We start from the raw sequence: 12,608 nt of genomic DNA, 5'->3' as shown, positions 1-12,608 counted from the left end.
TCGTGCGCGAGTCGCACGTGTGTTCCTCAGCGTAGAACGATCTGCTGCAGATTGACCGCAGATATTCACGCGGATGAGCGCGGGGCACGTGCGCCTGGTCGCACCTGCTCACCTGGTCAGTTCAGATCGCCGAACTTGTAGGTGAGGAATCGGCCATTGACCAGCAGCACGTCGGCATCGCCCCGCAGGGCGGCGTCGTGCATCTGGGAGGCTGCCTGCTCGAGCATCGCCAGCTGGGACGCCAGAGCGCTTTCCGGCGTGCTGCCGTCGGCGTAGACGTGCGTGCGTGCCCAATCGGTCGGCAGTGCGAGGTAGGCCTGCAGGGTTTCAGGCAGGTAGACCGTCGCCGTGCGTTCGGCGTTCGTCTTCAGTTCGAACCCGGCAACCACTCTCGGCAGCGTGTCGAGCAGCAACTCGACGATGCGATCGAGCGCCAGCGAAGCCTCCTCAGGGATGAGGCCGCGAACCTTGAAGGGGAGCGTGCGAAGATCTGGGAGCATGTTCTCGCGACGGACACTGAGCAAAGGGCCAGAGACGGAGATGCCGAGCAACCGCAGCGCATCTGCAGGCCCTGATGACGCATCTGTGGCGACCCCGGCGAGAACCGCCACTCGCCCGGCAAAGGCCTGCAGCCATTCCCCGAGTGTCTGGATGCGGCGTGAGACCACAACGCCGTGTACGACTCGGCGCGTCTCCGCGGTGTAGTTCTGCCCGGTGCGGGTGAGCTCCATGATGTACCCGCGTGTGGCGAGGCTGATCGACGTGATGGACCCGCTGCGGAGCGCCAGGCGGTCAGCGAACGACCGGGTTCGCACGACGGTCAGTGCGGACTGCGCCGCCTCACGGGAGACGACACTCTCGACCGCCTCGACGAGCCCGCCGAGGAATGCCTGCGGATCATCGAGTGCGAGAACGTGCCCTGGCATGAAGAGAGTTTATCGCTGGCGCGGTCTCCGCCGGCTGGTATTCAGCCCTTCGGTGTAACGACGCGGGAGCCTGCAGAGGTCACTCCCGAAGCTCGAGGTACTTCGCGATGAGCGACTTCGTCGACGAATCCTGCGACTCGAGGGCTTGTGCATCACCATCGACCGCCGGTGCGACCTGAAGAGCGAGCTGCTTGCCGAGCTCTACGCCCCACTGGTCGAACGAGTCGATGCCCCAGATGGTGCCCTCGGTGAACACGATGTGCTCATAGAGAGCGATGAGCTGGCCGACCACGCCTGGCGTGAGGGCGGGAGCCAGGATGCTCGTGGTGGGCTTGTTCCCGGTGAAGACGCGTGCCGGCACGACCGACTCTGCAGTGCCCTCCGCGCGAACCTCGTCGGCGGTCTTGCCGAAGGCGAGGGCCTTGGTCTGTGCGAAGAAGTTGGCCATGAAGAGGTCGTGCACGTCTTGGCCAGGACGCACGGAGTGACCATCGCCGGTCTCGTCCTTCAGCGGGCGGGCGGGGTTCGCGACAGCGATGAAGTCGGCGGGAATCAGCCGCGTGCCCTGGTGGATGAGCTGGTAGAACGCGTGCTGGCCATTGGTGCCGGGCTCGCCCCAGAAGATCTCACCGGTGTCGGTTGTCACGGGCGAGCCGTCCCACGTGACGCTCTTGCCGTTCGACTCCATCGTCAGCTGCTGCAGGTAGGCCGGGAACCGGTGCAGGTACTGCACATAGGGCAGAACGGCGTGGCTCTGCGCCTTCAGGAAGTTCGTGTACCAGACGTTCAAGAGCCCCATCAGCACCGGCACGTTCTCCGCGAGGGGTGCGGTGCGCATGTGCTCATCGATCGCGTGGAAGCCAGCGAGGAATTCGCGCCAGTTGTCAGGGCCGATGGCGACGACGACGGCCGTGCCGATGGCCGAGTCGACCGAGTACCGGCCGCCCACCCAGTCCCAGAACCCGAAGGCGTTCTGCGGGTCGATGCCGAACGCTGCGACCTTGTCGAGCGCGGTCGACACGGCGACGAAATGTTTCGCAACGGCGTTCGAGCGGTCACCGTCGCTGTCTGAGATGGCCCCTGCCTCGGCGAGGGCGTTCCACAACCACTGGCGTGCCAGGCGCGCATTCGTGAGCGTCTCGAGCGTGCCGAAGGTCTTCGACGCCACGATGAACAGCGTGGTCTCGGGGTCGAGCCCTGCGGTCTTCTCGAAGATGTCGCTCGGGTCGATGTTCGACACGAAACGGCACTGGATGCCCGTCTGTACGTAAGGCTTCAGAGCTTCGTACACCATGACCGGCCCGAGATCCGAGCCGCCGATGCCGATGTTCACAATGGTCTCGATGCGCTTGCCGGTGACCCCGGTCCAGGCTCCCGATCGCACGTCGTCGGCGAAGGAGTACACCTTGTCGAGAGTGGCGTGCACGGCGGCATCGATGTCTTCGCCGTCGACCACGAACCCCTTCGGTGGTGTTAGGCCCGTGCCGTCTTTCGGCCGGCGGAGTGCCGTGTGAAGTACCGCGCGGTCTTCGGTCACGTTGATGTGCTCGCCGGCGATCATCGCTTCGTAACGGCCAGCCACGCCGGTGTCTTCGGCGAGCTGGAGCAATGCGCTCAGGATCTCATCGGTGAGGAACGACTTCGAGAGGTCGACGGTGAGGTCGGCTGCCTGGAAGGTGAAGCGGGATGCCCGTGACGGGTCGGCGGCGAACCACGCCCTCAGGTCGGGCGCGAACCCGTCAGCAATGGAGGCCAGGTTCTTCCAGGCAGTAGTCGAAGTGGAATCGATGGGATTGGATTCGGTCACAGTACTTCTCCTGAACGCCGTGGGCTGGTGACCCCGTGTATTCCGCGCACCGCGAAACGGGCCCCTTCAACACTATTACCTCGGCACCCCGCTCGGGCGTCGGTGTCAGGCACGCGCTCAGGCGTCAGGCGTCAGGCGACATCGACGTGGTCACGGTCATCCTGCCCCATGTCGCCGGTGGCCGGCGCGGTGCCGGTCGGGCCGTAGCGAAGCAGAACCGTGCCTCTCGCCGACGGCGGTTCGGCGGCCAGCAGTTCGAGCGCCGCTGGCGGGCCGTCGTCGGGAAAGAGTCGCTTGCCGGGGCCGACGACGATCGGGTAGACCCAGAGGTTCAGCTGGTCGAACAGGCCCTCAGCGACGAGAGTGCGGGCGAAGTCGATGCTTCCGATCACGTGGATCTCTCGATGACGCTCGCGAAGTGCTGCGATCTCGGCTGCGAGGTCTGGGCCCAGCAGGTGTGAACCGCGCCAGGAGAGGTCGGGCCGGCCGCGCGAGGCGACGTACTTGGGGATCCGGTCGAAGGTGCGGGCGATGCCGGAGTCAGGGCCGTCGAGCTGGCGGGGCCAGTACCCGGCGAAGATGTCGTAGGTTCGCCGACCGAGCAGCAGGGCATCCATGGCGGATATTCCTTCACCGACCTGGTCGCCATCGATCGAGTCGATCAGGGGTGCCTGCCAGCCGCCGAACGCGAAGCCGCCGTCGGTGTCTTCGTCGGGGCCACCCGGTGCCTGGGCGACCCCATCGAGGGTTGTGAAGTGGTCGATGTGAATGCGCCCCGGCATGATGATCTCCTCTGAACACTGCTTCGGTGCGCCCCCAGCGTCTGCCGGGCTGCACCGAGGCCATGATCACCGCCGAGAGCTCGACTTGTCAAGAATTCCGACGGTGTTCTGCCGATCCGTCACACCGTCACCCGGGACCTGCGGAAACGCGCACCAGGGTGGGTGTCTGGAAGGGTGCGCTGGCCCTCGCCGAAGAAGTGCTCGCGGAGCGTGCTCCCGATCAGGGAATCCTTGATCAGCCCGCGTCGGCGGAGCTCCGGCATCACCTCGGCGAAGAAGCGGTCGTTCCTGCCGTCGGGGTCGGGTTGAACAAGGAACCCGTCGGCTCCCGTCTCGGCGATCATGGCTTCGGCCTGGTCGGCCACTTCAGTGGGTGAACCGAGGAACGGTTTTCCCATGACGCCGTTCGCGCGGAACTCCTCGAGCACCTCCCGCACGGTCGGTGCATCGGGGCCGAGGAATCTCTCGACGTTCGTGCGCCCATTGTCGCCGGTGGCCGCCGCGCCCGGAATGGGCTTGTCGGGGTCGAGGGAGAGCAGATCGATACCGGTGAAGTAGGCATAGAGCGTCGCGGCTTCCTCGAGGGAGACTGCGGCGATCGCCTCCTCGTACTCGGCGACGGCCTGTTCCATGGTGTCGGCGACACGGAAGGTGCCGGCGATGAGGCATTTGATGGCGTCGGGGCCCCGCCCGTACTCGACGGCCCTTCGCCTGATGTCGGTGATCTGGTCGGCCAGCGCCTTCGATTCTGCAGCGAGGAAGACGGCCTCGGCGTAGCGCGCGGCCAGGTCGCGACCGGCAGCCGACGCGCCCGCCTGGAACAAGGTGGGTGTGACCTGTGGGCTCGGGGGAGTCACGAGCAGCCCCGTCGACTGGAAGTACGGCCCGTCGTGCTCGATCTCATGCACTTTCGCTGGATCGGCCCACACTCCGGTCTCGGCGTTCCGCTGCCAGGCATCGGCTTCCCACGAGCCCTCCCAGAGCTTGAGTGAGAGCTCGACGTGATCTGCTGCCCTGCTGTACCGGTCGCCGTGCGCCATGAGCGGTTCCCCGAAGAGCAGGGCCGATCCGGCCTGGGCTGACCCGGTGACGATGTTCCAGCCGACCCGGCCGCGCGAGAGGTGATCGAGAGTACGGAACTGGCGCGCGACCACGGGAGGAGATTCGACCATCGTCGAGACCGTCGTGACAAGCCCGATGTGCTCTGTCACGGCCGCGAGCGCGGAGATCAGCATCTGTGGATCGATCGTCGAGAAGTTGACGTCACGCTCGATCGCAGTGGGGATCACGTGGTCGTCGGCAGTGGGGTACCCGTAGGAGTCGGCGAGAAAGAGAAAATCGGCACCATTTGTCTCGAAGGTCTGTGCGAGGTCGGTCCAGTACTCGATATCGGTGAAGGTGGGGCCGTCGAAGCCCGGAATCCTCCAGGTCGGGCGCGCCCTCGTGACGTGGAACATTCCGATCGTGAGTGTCTTCGTCATGATTCTTCCCGCCGTGCATCGAAGTGAATAGATCAGTTCACTTTAGCCACAACGATATTTCGGGTGCATTTCGGGCGCGACACATCTCTGCGTCGCCCGCGCCTCCGCTCCACCGCTCAGCGCCGCAGGGCGTCGACAAGCGCATCCACGCCGACGCGATAGGCCTCGCGCAGGCGCGCAGGTTCGGCATCGGCGAGCAGGGCGAACTGCATTCCGCGCCAGACTGCCAGAAGGTGGGTGCCCCAGAGGGCGGCAGAACGGTCATCCGCTCCCTCGGCGACGAAGATCTCGGCCAGATCTTCGGCCCAGCGGTGTGTGGAGGGGTGCAGGTCGTTGCGCCACCGGTCTGGGTCGCCCATTGCTGCACCGAAGCGCTGGAAGAACAGCACGAGATATGGTCTGTTCTCCGGGGCCGCAAGGTCGTCCCACGCGGCGTAGAGCCGCTCGCCCAGGTCGCCCTCGGCTGCCAGTCGGGTGAACATCGTCTCGAGCCGCGGGAAGCGGTCGAATGCCCGGACGCATGCTTCATCGAGCAGCTTCTCGCGGGAGCTGAAGTAGTACAACAGCATGCGGTTGTTGGAGCCGATCTCGCGGGAGATCGCGCTCATGCTGAGATCGAGAACGCCGACCCGCAGGATGAGATCGATGACCAGATCCAGCAGTCGCTGTCGTTCGGGCTTCATAGCTGCAACTTACACGGCTGTCGGAGGCGAGACCGGAGGGGCCCGCGGTCGCCCGCGAGCACCGGGTGTGACGGCAGCGCCGACGTGTCTTCGCCCGATCGGCTCAGTGTGAAGTTCCACAACAGAGCCCTGTGGCTCTGGGCAGCGGTGCCCCGCGGCCAATACGATGGGCGACGCAGCCATTTCGACCGCTTCGAAGAAAGATCGTTGACTCATGAGCCACTATGCCGTTGTAGATCCTTCGACAGGGGAGACCCTGCGCGAGTACCCCACCATCACCGACGAGGCGCTGGTCGAGGCGATCGGCGACGCCGACGCTGCGTATCAGTCATGGTCGCGAAAGGTTCCGATTGCCACCCGCATCGCGCTCATTCAGAAGGTGGCTGACCTGCACCTCGAACGGCGCGAAGAACTTGCTGCCAGTGCCGTCCGTGAGATGGGTAAGCCGCTCGACCAGGCACTGGGCGAAGTCGACTTCGCCGCCGCGATCTACCAGTACTACGTCGACAACGGGGCAGAGTACCTCGCCGATGAGCCGATCGCGCTCACCGACGGCACCGGTTCGGCGATCATCCGCCGATCGGGCCTCGGCGTGCTGCTGGGCATCATGCCGTGGAACTTCCCGTACTACCAGGTGGCGCGGTTCGCGGGCCCGAACGTCATCGTGGGAAACACCATCCTGCTCAAGCACGCGCCGCAGTGCCCCGAATCCGCAGAGGCGATCGCGAGCATCTTCGCCGAGGCCGCAGCCAGTGTCGGCGCGCCCGCCGGTGTCTACATCAACATCTTCGCGACCAACGAGCAGTCGGCTGTCGTGATCGCCGACCCGCGCGTGCACGGCATTTCGGTGACCGGCTCCGAGCGGGCAGGCTCAGCTGTTGCCGAGCTCGCCGGCAAGCACCTCAAGAAGGTCGTTCTCGAGCTGGGTGGCTCAGACCCGTTCATTCTGCTGTCGACCGACGACCTGGATGCGGCGGTCACCGACGCGGTGAACGCCAGGCTCGACAACAACGGGCAGTCATGCAACGCGGCGAAGCGGTTCATCATCATCGACGATCTCTACGAGGAGTTCGCCGAGAAGTTCACCGCGGCCTTCACTGCCGCCCAGCCCGCGGACCCCTTCGCCGAGGGCACACTGCTCGGCCCGCTCTCGTCTGCTGCGGCCACAGAGCGGCTTCAGTCGCAGCTCGACCAGGCCGTCGCCCAGGGCGCAACAATCCTGGCGAGCGGAACCGCGACGGGCAACTTCTTCCCGCCGGCGGTGCTCACCGACGTCACCCCGCAGATGGCGGCGTACCGCGAAGAATTCTTCGGACCGGTCGCGGCGCTCTACCGGGTGTCGTCTGAAGACGAGGCGGTGACCCTTGCCAACGACACGACCTTCGGGCTCGGTTCGTATGTCTACACGACAGACGAAGCCCAAGCGCTTCGTGTGGCCGACGCCATCGACGCCGGCATGGTGTGGGTGAACCTGGTGCTGGGTGACGCGGCAGAACTGCCGTTCGGTGGCGTCAAGCGCTCCGGCACGGGCCGCGAGATGGGCCGGTTCGCACTCGAGGAATTCGTGAACAAGAAGCTCATCCGCATCGCCTGACGCAGCCAGCGCGAGCAGCAGTGACCGCAACGGGTGTCGCTGCTGCGCCTGTGGGAGTAGCGTGTGCCCCACGAACTCCCTGTGTGAGCCACATTCGCGGGGTTCGGAATGGGTCGACAGCGCAGTCGGCCCAGAAGCGAAGGGAGTTGCGCCGATGTGCCGCTGGCTTGCCTATAGGGGGGAACCGCTTCACCCGTCGAGACTGGTTCTGGATGCCCAGCATTCGCTCGTCGCCCAGTCGCTGAATTCACCGCTCGGCGCCGAGACGGTGAACGGAGACGGTTTCGGATTCGGGTGGTACCCGACGGGTGCCGTCGCAGGCAGCATTCCAGCTGTGTTCCACAGCATCGAGCCGGCCTGGCACGACGAGAACCTTCGCGAGCTCACGCGGGCAATCGAGAGCCCGCTCTTCTTCAGCCATGTTCGCGCGGCGGCTGGACCGCCCATTCAGCAGACCAACTGCCACCCGTTCCGCTATGAGAACTGGCTGTTCATGCACAACGGTGCGCTCGCCGGGTTCTCCGAGACCAAGCGAGACCTCACCTTCGCGATCGACCCCTCGCTGTACTCGCACGTACACGGCACGACCGACTCCGAAGTCCTGTTCCACCTTGCTCTGACGTTCGGCCTGCATGACGACCCGGTCGGAGCGATGACGAAGGCGGTGCAGCTGGTCGAATCAGTCGGCCACGACCACGGGGTGAGGTTCGCCATGCAGGGCACGATCGCCGTTTCAGACGGGTCGACCCTGTGGGCGTTCCGGTATTCGTCCGAAGGGCGTTCACGAACCCTGTTCCACTCCGCCGACATCCCGAGTCTCCGGCAGATGTACCCCGACGTCCCCCAGCTCCAGAACTTCGGCGTCTCGGCGCAGGTCGTGGTCTCAGAACCCCTGGTCGACCTCCCCGGTGCCTTTCTCGAGGTGCCCGAATCTACGGTGGTCGTTCTCGACGAGTCTGGCTATCGTCACCAGCCGTTCATGGCAGTGGCTGACTGAGAGACCCCGGCGCCTGGTCAGCGAGACTGGCGGCGCTTGCCCACCCGGGGTGCGCCCTTGACCGCAGGTGTCCTGCCCTTGCCCTTCGACGCTTTCGCCTTCCCGCCGGGGGGCGCGACTGTCGCAGCGGCGTTGGCTGCCGACTTCGCCCGTTCGATCTGTGCCTTCTCCAGGAGGGCCTCGCCCGCTGCTGTGAGCGTGGTGGTCGGTGCCGTGTAGTCGAACAGCGGGTAGCCGAGTTCAGCCTCGAGCTCTTTGATCGAGGCGACGAGTGTGGCGCGCGAGACACCCTCTGAGCGCGCGGCGTGGGCGAAGTGCAGTTGTTCTGCGGCGGCGACGAAATGGCGCTGGAGTTCGCTGTTCAAGGGCATCCCTTCGTTTCACACGTCGTGAAGGCTCAGACTACGCGTTGGGTCGGCGTCGAAGTCGCCCTTCGCCCAGCTCGGGGTCAGAAGTTCGCCAGGCCCTTGCCGATGACCACCACCCCGATCACCAGCAGGAGCACGCTCATGACCGCCGCGTTGTTGTGCACCAACCAGTCGCGGAGCGACTCGAGAGGCCCTGCCATCTTCTCGGAAGCCGCCAAATACGCGATGACGGGGATGGCGACCGTCAGGGCAGCGATGACGGTGAAGACAGCGATGGCGAGGGCGCTCTGGCCGCCAGAGAGCGACGAACCACCGATGGCGAGCCCGGCCGTGATCGCCATCAGGAGGTTCTTCGGATTCACAGCCGACAACAGAAAGCCGAGTCCTAGTGCCTTCGCCGGTGTCATGGTCGCGATCGCAGACATCCACTTCGGCAGAACCGGTTCGACACCCGCCTTCGGGCGACTGCGCCACTGGCGAATCGACAGCAGCAGCAGAACGAGGCCGAGCACGATCTTGATGGTGCCGTTGATCGGTTTCGAGCCGTCGCTGCCTGCTGGTGGGAGGAGGGTCGAGACCAGCGTGAAGATCGTCGTCGTGACGACGATTCCGAGAATCCAGCCGGCGAGAAACCCGAGACTGGTGCCCTTGGCGCGAGGTGAGAGCAGCATCAGGATCGCAGCAATCACGGGGATCGGGCTGATGGCAATGCCGAAGGCCAGAGGAAGGATGTCGCCGATTACGGAATTCACAGTCAAGCCCCGATTCGAGCACCAGCGTTGATCCCGACGCCGGGGGCTGATGCCCGACTGTACCGCGCCATCGCCCAGTGCGACAGTCTCGGGTGATGGTGCGGCGTGCCCGCCGCCAGTGGCATAGGGTCGCATCAGGTACTCACAAGAGAGGCGTACGCATGACTGAACACGAACTTCACCAGATGTGGGCGACGACGAGGCTTCACATCATCCTGTCGCAGCTGGGGCCGATCGTTCTGCTGACGGCCAGTGTCGGGCTCGTGATGGCCGGGCTCGGTCACCAGCCCACGCCCATCAGGCTCGCAGCAGCGCTCATTCTGCTTTCGACGGGGATTCTCGGCGCTCTCGCCCAGTTCTCTGCCGCTTCTGAAGCCCAGGCCATTTCGAACGACCTGATCGCGCTGGGCGCGTCGAGTGCCGTGAGCCGGCGAATCGTGGCCTCGGCGGGGTACGCGAATGTGGTCAAGTTCGTGACGCCGACGATCTTCGTGCTGACGTATGTCGCCCTGCTCTGGGCGATCTTCGCGCCGCCCGCATACGGCGGCATGCAGTAGGTCTGTCGCTTCACCGCTCCGCAGTTCTGCAACTCAGCCGCGGCGCTCGCGGAACGCGACCATGTTCATGCGGTTGCCGCAGCGCACGCTGCAGAATCGCTTCGAGCCGTTGCGTGACAGGTCTGCCAGCAGGCCCTCGCAATCGTCGGCCCCGCAGGCCCGGAGGCGTTCGTACTCATCGGTGCGGATGACGTCGACCAGGGCGAGGGCGACCTCGGCCATGATCCGTTCCTCGAGCGGCGCCTCGGGGCTGGTCGCGTGCAGGTGCCAGTCGAAGTCGTCGTGCCGCACGAGGAACGGCATCGCTCGGGATTCGGCGAGCATCGCATTGACTTCGTTCACCGCAGTGTCGCGGTCGAGCATCCAGATGCCCCTGAGCCTGTCTCTGGCGTGACGCACGGCCATGAGCTCGCTCTCGTCGCGGTCGAAGCGCCCGGAGTAGCGGTGTGCGGTGAGGAGGTCGGTCAGTTGGGCGGGCGTGCTGAGTTCGTCAGTGCCGCTCTTGGTCGCCGTTGCGACGGTGTTCGCGAGTGCGACGGTGAACTCGAGGGTCTCTTCAGTGTCAGGGGCAAAATGCAAATTGACTCCTTACTCCTCACCAGACTAGCGTCAGTGCTGAAGAAGAATCCACTACCGTGCCCAGGAGCTCCATGAAACGCCCGTCGATGACCGTTGGCCTTGCGATCGCCGTCGTTGCGGCGCTCACCTTCGGCACCTCGGGGGCGTTCATCAAACCGGTGCTCGAGGCAGGGTGGAGCCCGGCGGCCGCGGTGACCGTGCGGGCGCTGGTCGGGGGGATTGTGCTCGCGCCATTTGCGATCGTGTCGCTCCGTGGCTCGTGGGCCGCTCTGTGGCGGGCCCGCTGGCGGGTCACGCTGATGGCCCTCATCGGGGTCGCCGGAACCCAACTCGCCTACTTCGCTGCCATCCAGCGGATTCCCGTCGGTACGGCGGTTCTGATCGAGTATCTGTCGCCGCTGCTCCTCGTCGTCGTGGTGTGGGCGCGCTCGCGAAAACTGCCGAAAGCCGTGGTTCTGATCGGCTCAGTGCTGGCCCTCGTCGGAATCGTGCTCGTCGTCTCGCCGGGGGGAGCGGTGGCCCTCGACCCGATCGGCATCATGCTGGCGCTTGCAGCCATGGTGGGCTGTGCGATCTACTACGTCGTGGCGGCGCGGCCCAGTGATGGCCTGCCGCCCGTCGCGCTCGCAGCGTTCGGTCTTCTGCTCGGCGGCCTGCTGCTGGGCATCATCGGCGCCACCGGCCTTGTGGCGTTCACGGCCACGTTCGGCGAGGTGGGGTTCCTCGGGGCGACCGCGCCCTGGTGGGTTCCCCTGGCCTTCGTTGGCATTGTCAGCACGGCGATCGCGTATGCGGCGGGAATCACGGCCGGCGAGATTCTCGGCTCACGGATCGCATCGTTCGCCGGGCAACTCGAGGTCGTGGCGGCTGCGGTCTTTGCGTGGTTGCTGCTCGGCGAGACGCTCTCTATACCGCAGATCATCGGCGGCGCGCTCATTGTTGCGGGAATCGTGTTCGTGCGGCTGGAGAAGAGTACCGCCGGCGAGCTGGATGCTGCACTCGAGCCCTTCGAACCGATGGGTCTGCCCTCTCGGGTCTGACTCACCGAGCCGAAGGGCTCGAGTGCAGCGATCGCGTGGGGAGGCTCTACTCCTCGAGCGCGGCGTCGAGCGTGATCTCCACGCCGGTCAGGGCCTTGCTGACCGGGCAGCCCGACTTCGCGTCGTTCGCTGCTGCCAGGAAGGTCGCACTGTCGATTCCGGTGACCTCGCCGCGAACGGTGAGGTGAATGCCGGTCAGGCGGAATCCACCGGCCGGGTCCGGGCCGAGCGAGACATCTGCCTTGACGTCGAGTGCTTCGATCGTTCCACCGGCGGCTCCCAGCACGGCAGAGAACTGCATGGCGTAGCACGCGGAGTGGGCCGCGGCGAGCAGCTCCTCCGGGCTGGTGAATCCGTTGGCGTCGTCGGCGGCGCGCTTCGGGAACGACACGTCGTAGGTGCCGAGCTTCGAGCTGCTGAGCTCGACCTGGCCTTCGCCGGTTTCGAGGCTGCCGTTCCATGCGGTGCGAGCGGTACGTGTGGGCATCATTCTCTCTTTTCTCGTTCGGTTCTCAGTGGACGGATGAAGCTTCAGTTGCCGGTCCGTGTAGATCGGTCGGTGTTCTCTGCCGGGTTTCTCATTCGTGGGCCGCGCTTCGCACGTGCTCCGCGACCGACACCACCTGTACCTGCAGAGCCTTCAGCTCGGCCAGGTCGAGGCCTGTAGCGGCGCAGATCTGTTCGGGAATGTGCGCCGCCTTCGTGCGGAGGGCCATGCCTGCATCGGTGAGGGAGACCTGCACGGTGCGTTCGTCTTCGGGAATGCGCGTGCGGGTGAGCAGGCCGGCCGACTCGAGCCTGCGGACCAGGGGCGAGAGGGTGCCGGAGTCAAGGTGCAGGCGCTCGCCCAGCTGGCCGATGCTGACGCGGTCGGTCTGCCAGAGCACGAGCAGCACGAGGTACTGCGGGTAGGTCACGCCGAGGGGTTCGAGCAGTTCACGATAGCGGGCCGTGAGTGCCCGCGAGGCGTTGTAGAGCGCGAAGCAGATCTGCTCGTCGAGCAGCAGGGCAGCGTTCGCGACTTCCGTGGACATGCAGGCAA

The 12,608-nt window shown here is 65.6% G+C and carries 14 protein-coding genes; 4 read left to right on the top strand and 10 right to left on the bottom strand.

The annotated features are described in order from the left end of the window. Positions 1–116: 116 nt before the first annotated feature. The 5 genes from KPL76_RS03785 to KPL76_RS03765 all read right to left on the bottom strand — a co-directional run bounded on the left by KPL76_RS03785 (position 117) and on the right by KPL76_RS03765 (position 5,679). Positions 117–926 carry a hypothetical protein gene (locus KPL76_RS03785; protein ID WP_216335190.1) on the bottom strand — a complete coding sequence of 270 codons (810 nt, stop codon included), beginning with the start codon at positions 924–926 and terminating at the stop codon, positions 117–119. 79 nt (positions 927–1,005) lie between these two features. Next, entirely contained in the window at positions 1,006–2,733 is a 1,728-nt protein-coding gene (pgi, locus tag KPL76_RS03780) for a glucose-6-phosphate isomerase (RefSeq protein WP_216335189.1), read from the bottom strand. Between the two features lie 131 nt (positions 2,734–2,864). Beyond that, a complete protein-coding gene (locus tag KPL76_RS03775) occupies positions 2,865–3,515 on the bottom strand; it encodes a dihydrofolate reductase family protein (RefSeq protein ID WP_216335188.1) in 651 nt (216 codons plus the stop codon). A 119-nt stretch (positions 3,516–3,634) separates the two neighbouring features. After that, positions 3,635–4,996, bottom strand: coding sequence for an NtaA/DmoA family FMN-dependent monooxygenase (locus KPL76_RS03770; RefSeq protein WP_216335187.1), 1,362 nt, complete (start codon positions 4,994–4,996; stop codon positions 3,635–3,637). Between the two features lie 116 nt (positions 4,997–5,112). Then, positions 5,113–5,679 carry a TetR/AcrR family transcriptional regulator gene (locus KPL76_RS03765; protein ID WP_216335186.1) on the bottom strand — a complete coding sequence of 189 codons (567 nt, stop codon included), beginning with the start codon at positions 5,677–5,679 and terminating at the stop codon, positions 5,113–5,115. A 214-nt stretch (positions 5,680–5,893) separates the two neighbouring features. On the opposite strand from KPL76_RS03765, the gene KPL76_RS03760 reads away from it, so the two are divergent. Then, positions 5,894–7,273: an NAD-dependent succinate-semialdehyde dehydrogenase gene (locus KPL76_RS03760; protein ID WP_216335185.1), complete on the top strand. Its 1,380-nt coding sequence runs from the start codon at positions 5,894–5,896 to the stop codon at positions 7,271–7,273. A gap of 154 nt (positions 7,274–7,427) precedes the next feature. Next, positions 7,428–8,270 (top strand): class II glutamine amidotransferase, encoded by an 843-nt coding sequence (locus KPL76_RS03755; protein ID WP_216335184.1) that lies wholly within the window; start codon positions 7,428–7,430, stop codon positions 8,268–8,270. A gap of 17 nt (positions 8,271–8,287) precedes the next feature. On the opposite strand, the gene KPL76_RS03750 is transcribed toward KPL76_RS03755, so the two are convergent. Next, positions 8,288–8,641, bottom strand: a complete 354-nt coding sequence (locus KPL76_RS03750; protein WP_253202154.1) for a LysR family transcriptional regulator — start codon at positions 8,639–8,641, stop codon at positions 8,288–8,290. A gap of 77 nt (positions 8,642–8,718) precedes the next feature. Next, positions 8,719–9,390 (bottom strand): GAP family protein, encoded by a 672-nt coding sequence (locus KPL76_RS03745; RefSeq protein ID WP_216336013.1) that lies wholly within the window; start codon positions 9,388–9,390, stop codon positions 8,719–8,721. Positions 9,391–9,551: 161 nt separating this feature from the next. On the opposite strand from KPL76_RS03745, the gene KPL76_RS03740 reads away from it, so the two are divergent. Then, positions 9,552–9,947: a hypothetical protein gene (locus KPL76_RS03740; protein ID WP_216335182.1), complete on the top strand. Its 396-nt coding sequence runs from the start codon at positions 9,552–9,554 to the stop codon at positions 9,945–9,947. Between the two features lie 33 nt (positions 9,948–9,980). On the opposite strand, the gene KPL76_RS03735 is transcribed toward KPL76_RS03740, so the two are convergent. Beyond that, a complete protein-coding gene (locus KPL76_RS03735; RefSeq protein ID WP_216335181.1) occupies positions 9,981–10,526 on the bottom strand; it encodes a CGNR zinc finger domain-containing protein in 546 nt (181 codons plus the stop codon). Positions 10,527–10,597: 71 nt separating this feature from the next. Between KPL76_RS03735 and KPL76_RS03730 the strand changes: the two genes are divergently transcribed. Beyond that, positions 10,598–11,566, top strand: a complete 969-nt coding sequence (locus tag KPL76_RS03730; RefSeq protein WP_216335180.1) for a DMT family transporter — start codon at positions 10,598–10,600, stop codon at positions 11,564–11,566. A gap of 46 nt (positions 11,567–11,612) precedes the next feature. Here KPL76_RS03730 and KPL76_RS03725 read toward each other — a convergent pair whose 3' ends face one another. Together KPL76_RS03725 and KPL76_RS03720 are read right to left on the bottom strand one after the other, a co-directional pair. Then, complete coding sequence (locus KPL76_RS03725; protein WP_216335179.1) at positions 11,613–12,053, bottom strand: OsmC family peroxiredoxin; 441 nt, start codon at positions 12,051–12,053, stop codon at positions 11,613–11,615. A gap of 91 nt (positions 12,054–12,144) precedes the next feature. Then, positions 12,145–12,600 (bottom strand): MarR family winged helix-turn-helix transcriptional regulator, encoded by a 456-nt coding sequence (locus tag KPL76_RS03720; RefSeq protein WP_216335178.1) that lies wholly within the window; start codon positions 12,598–12,600, stop codon positions 12,145–12,147. Positions 12,601–12,608: the final 8 nt, after the last annotated feature.

This window comes from Subtercola sp. PAMC28395 (genome assembly GCF_018889995.1).
GTDB lineage: Bacteria > Actinomycetota > Actinomycetes > Actinomycetales > Microbacteriaceae > Subtercola.
This window is presented reverse-complemented; position numbering and strand designations above follow the sequence as displayed.

Bases quoted from the DNA above. Each gene is read 5' to 3' on its own strand.
- KPL76_RS03755 (WP_216335184.1), top strand. From the start codon at position 7,428: ATGTGCCGCTGGCTTGCCTATAGGGGGGAACCGCTTCACCCGTCGAGA.
- KPL76_RS03760 (WP_216335185.1), top strand. From the start codon at position 5,894: ATGAGCCACTATGCCGTTGTAGATCCTTCGACAGGGGAGACCCTGCGC.
- KPL76_RS03725 (WP_216335179.1), bottom strand. From the start codon at position 12,053: ATGCCCACACGTACCGCTCGCACCGCATGGAACGGCAGCCTCGAAACC.
- KPL76_RS03720 (WP_216335178.1), bottom strand. From the start codon at position 12,600: ATGTCCACGGAAGTCGCGAACGCTGCCCTGCTGCTCGACGAGCAGATC.
- KPL76_RS03775 (WP_216335188.1), bottom strand. From the start codon at position 3,515: ATGCCGGGGCGCATTCACATCGACCACTTCACAACCCTCGATGGGGTC.
- KPL76_RS03740 (WP_216335182.1), top strand. From the start codon at position 9,552: ATGACTGAACACGAACTTCACCAGATGTGGGCGACGACGAGGCTTCAC.
- KPL76_RS03730 (WP_216335180.1), top strand. From the start codon at position 10,598: ATGAAACGCCCGTCGATGACCGTTGGCCTTGCGATCGCCGTCGTTGCG.
- KPL76_RS03770 (WP_216335187.1), bottom strand. From the start codon at position 4,996: ATGACGAAGACACTCACGATCGGAATGTTCCACGTCACGAGGGCGCGC.
- KPL76_RS03765 (WP_216335186.1), bottom strand. From the start codon at position 5,679: ATGAAGCCCGAACGACAGCGACTGCTGGATCTGGTCATCGATCTCATC.
- KPL76_RS03750 (WP_253202154.1), bottom strand. From the start codon at position 8,641: ATGCCCTTGAACAGCGAACTCCAGCGCCATTTCGTCGCCGCCGCAGAA.
- KPL76_RS03785 (WP_216335190.1), bottom strand. From the start codon at position 926: ATGCCAGGGCACGTTCTCGCACTCGATGATCCGCAGGCATTCCTCGGC.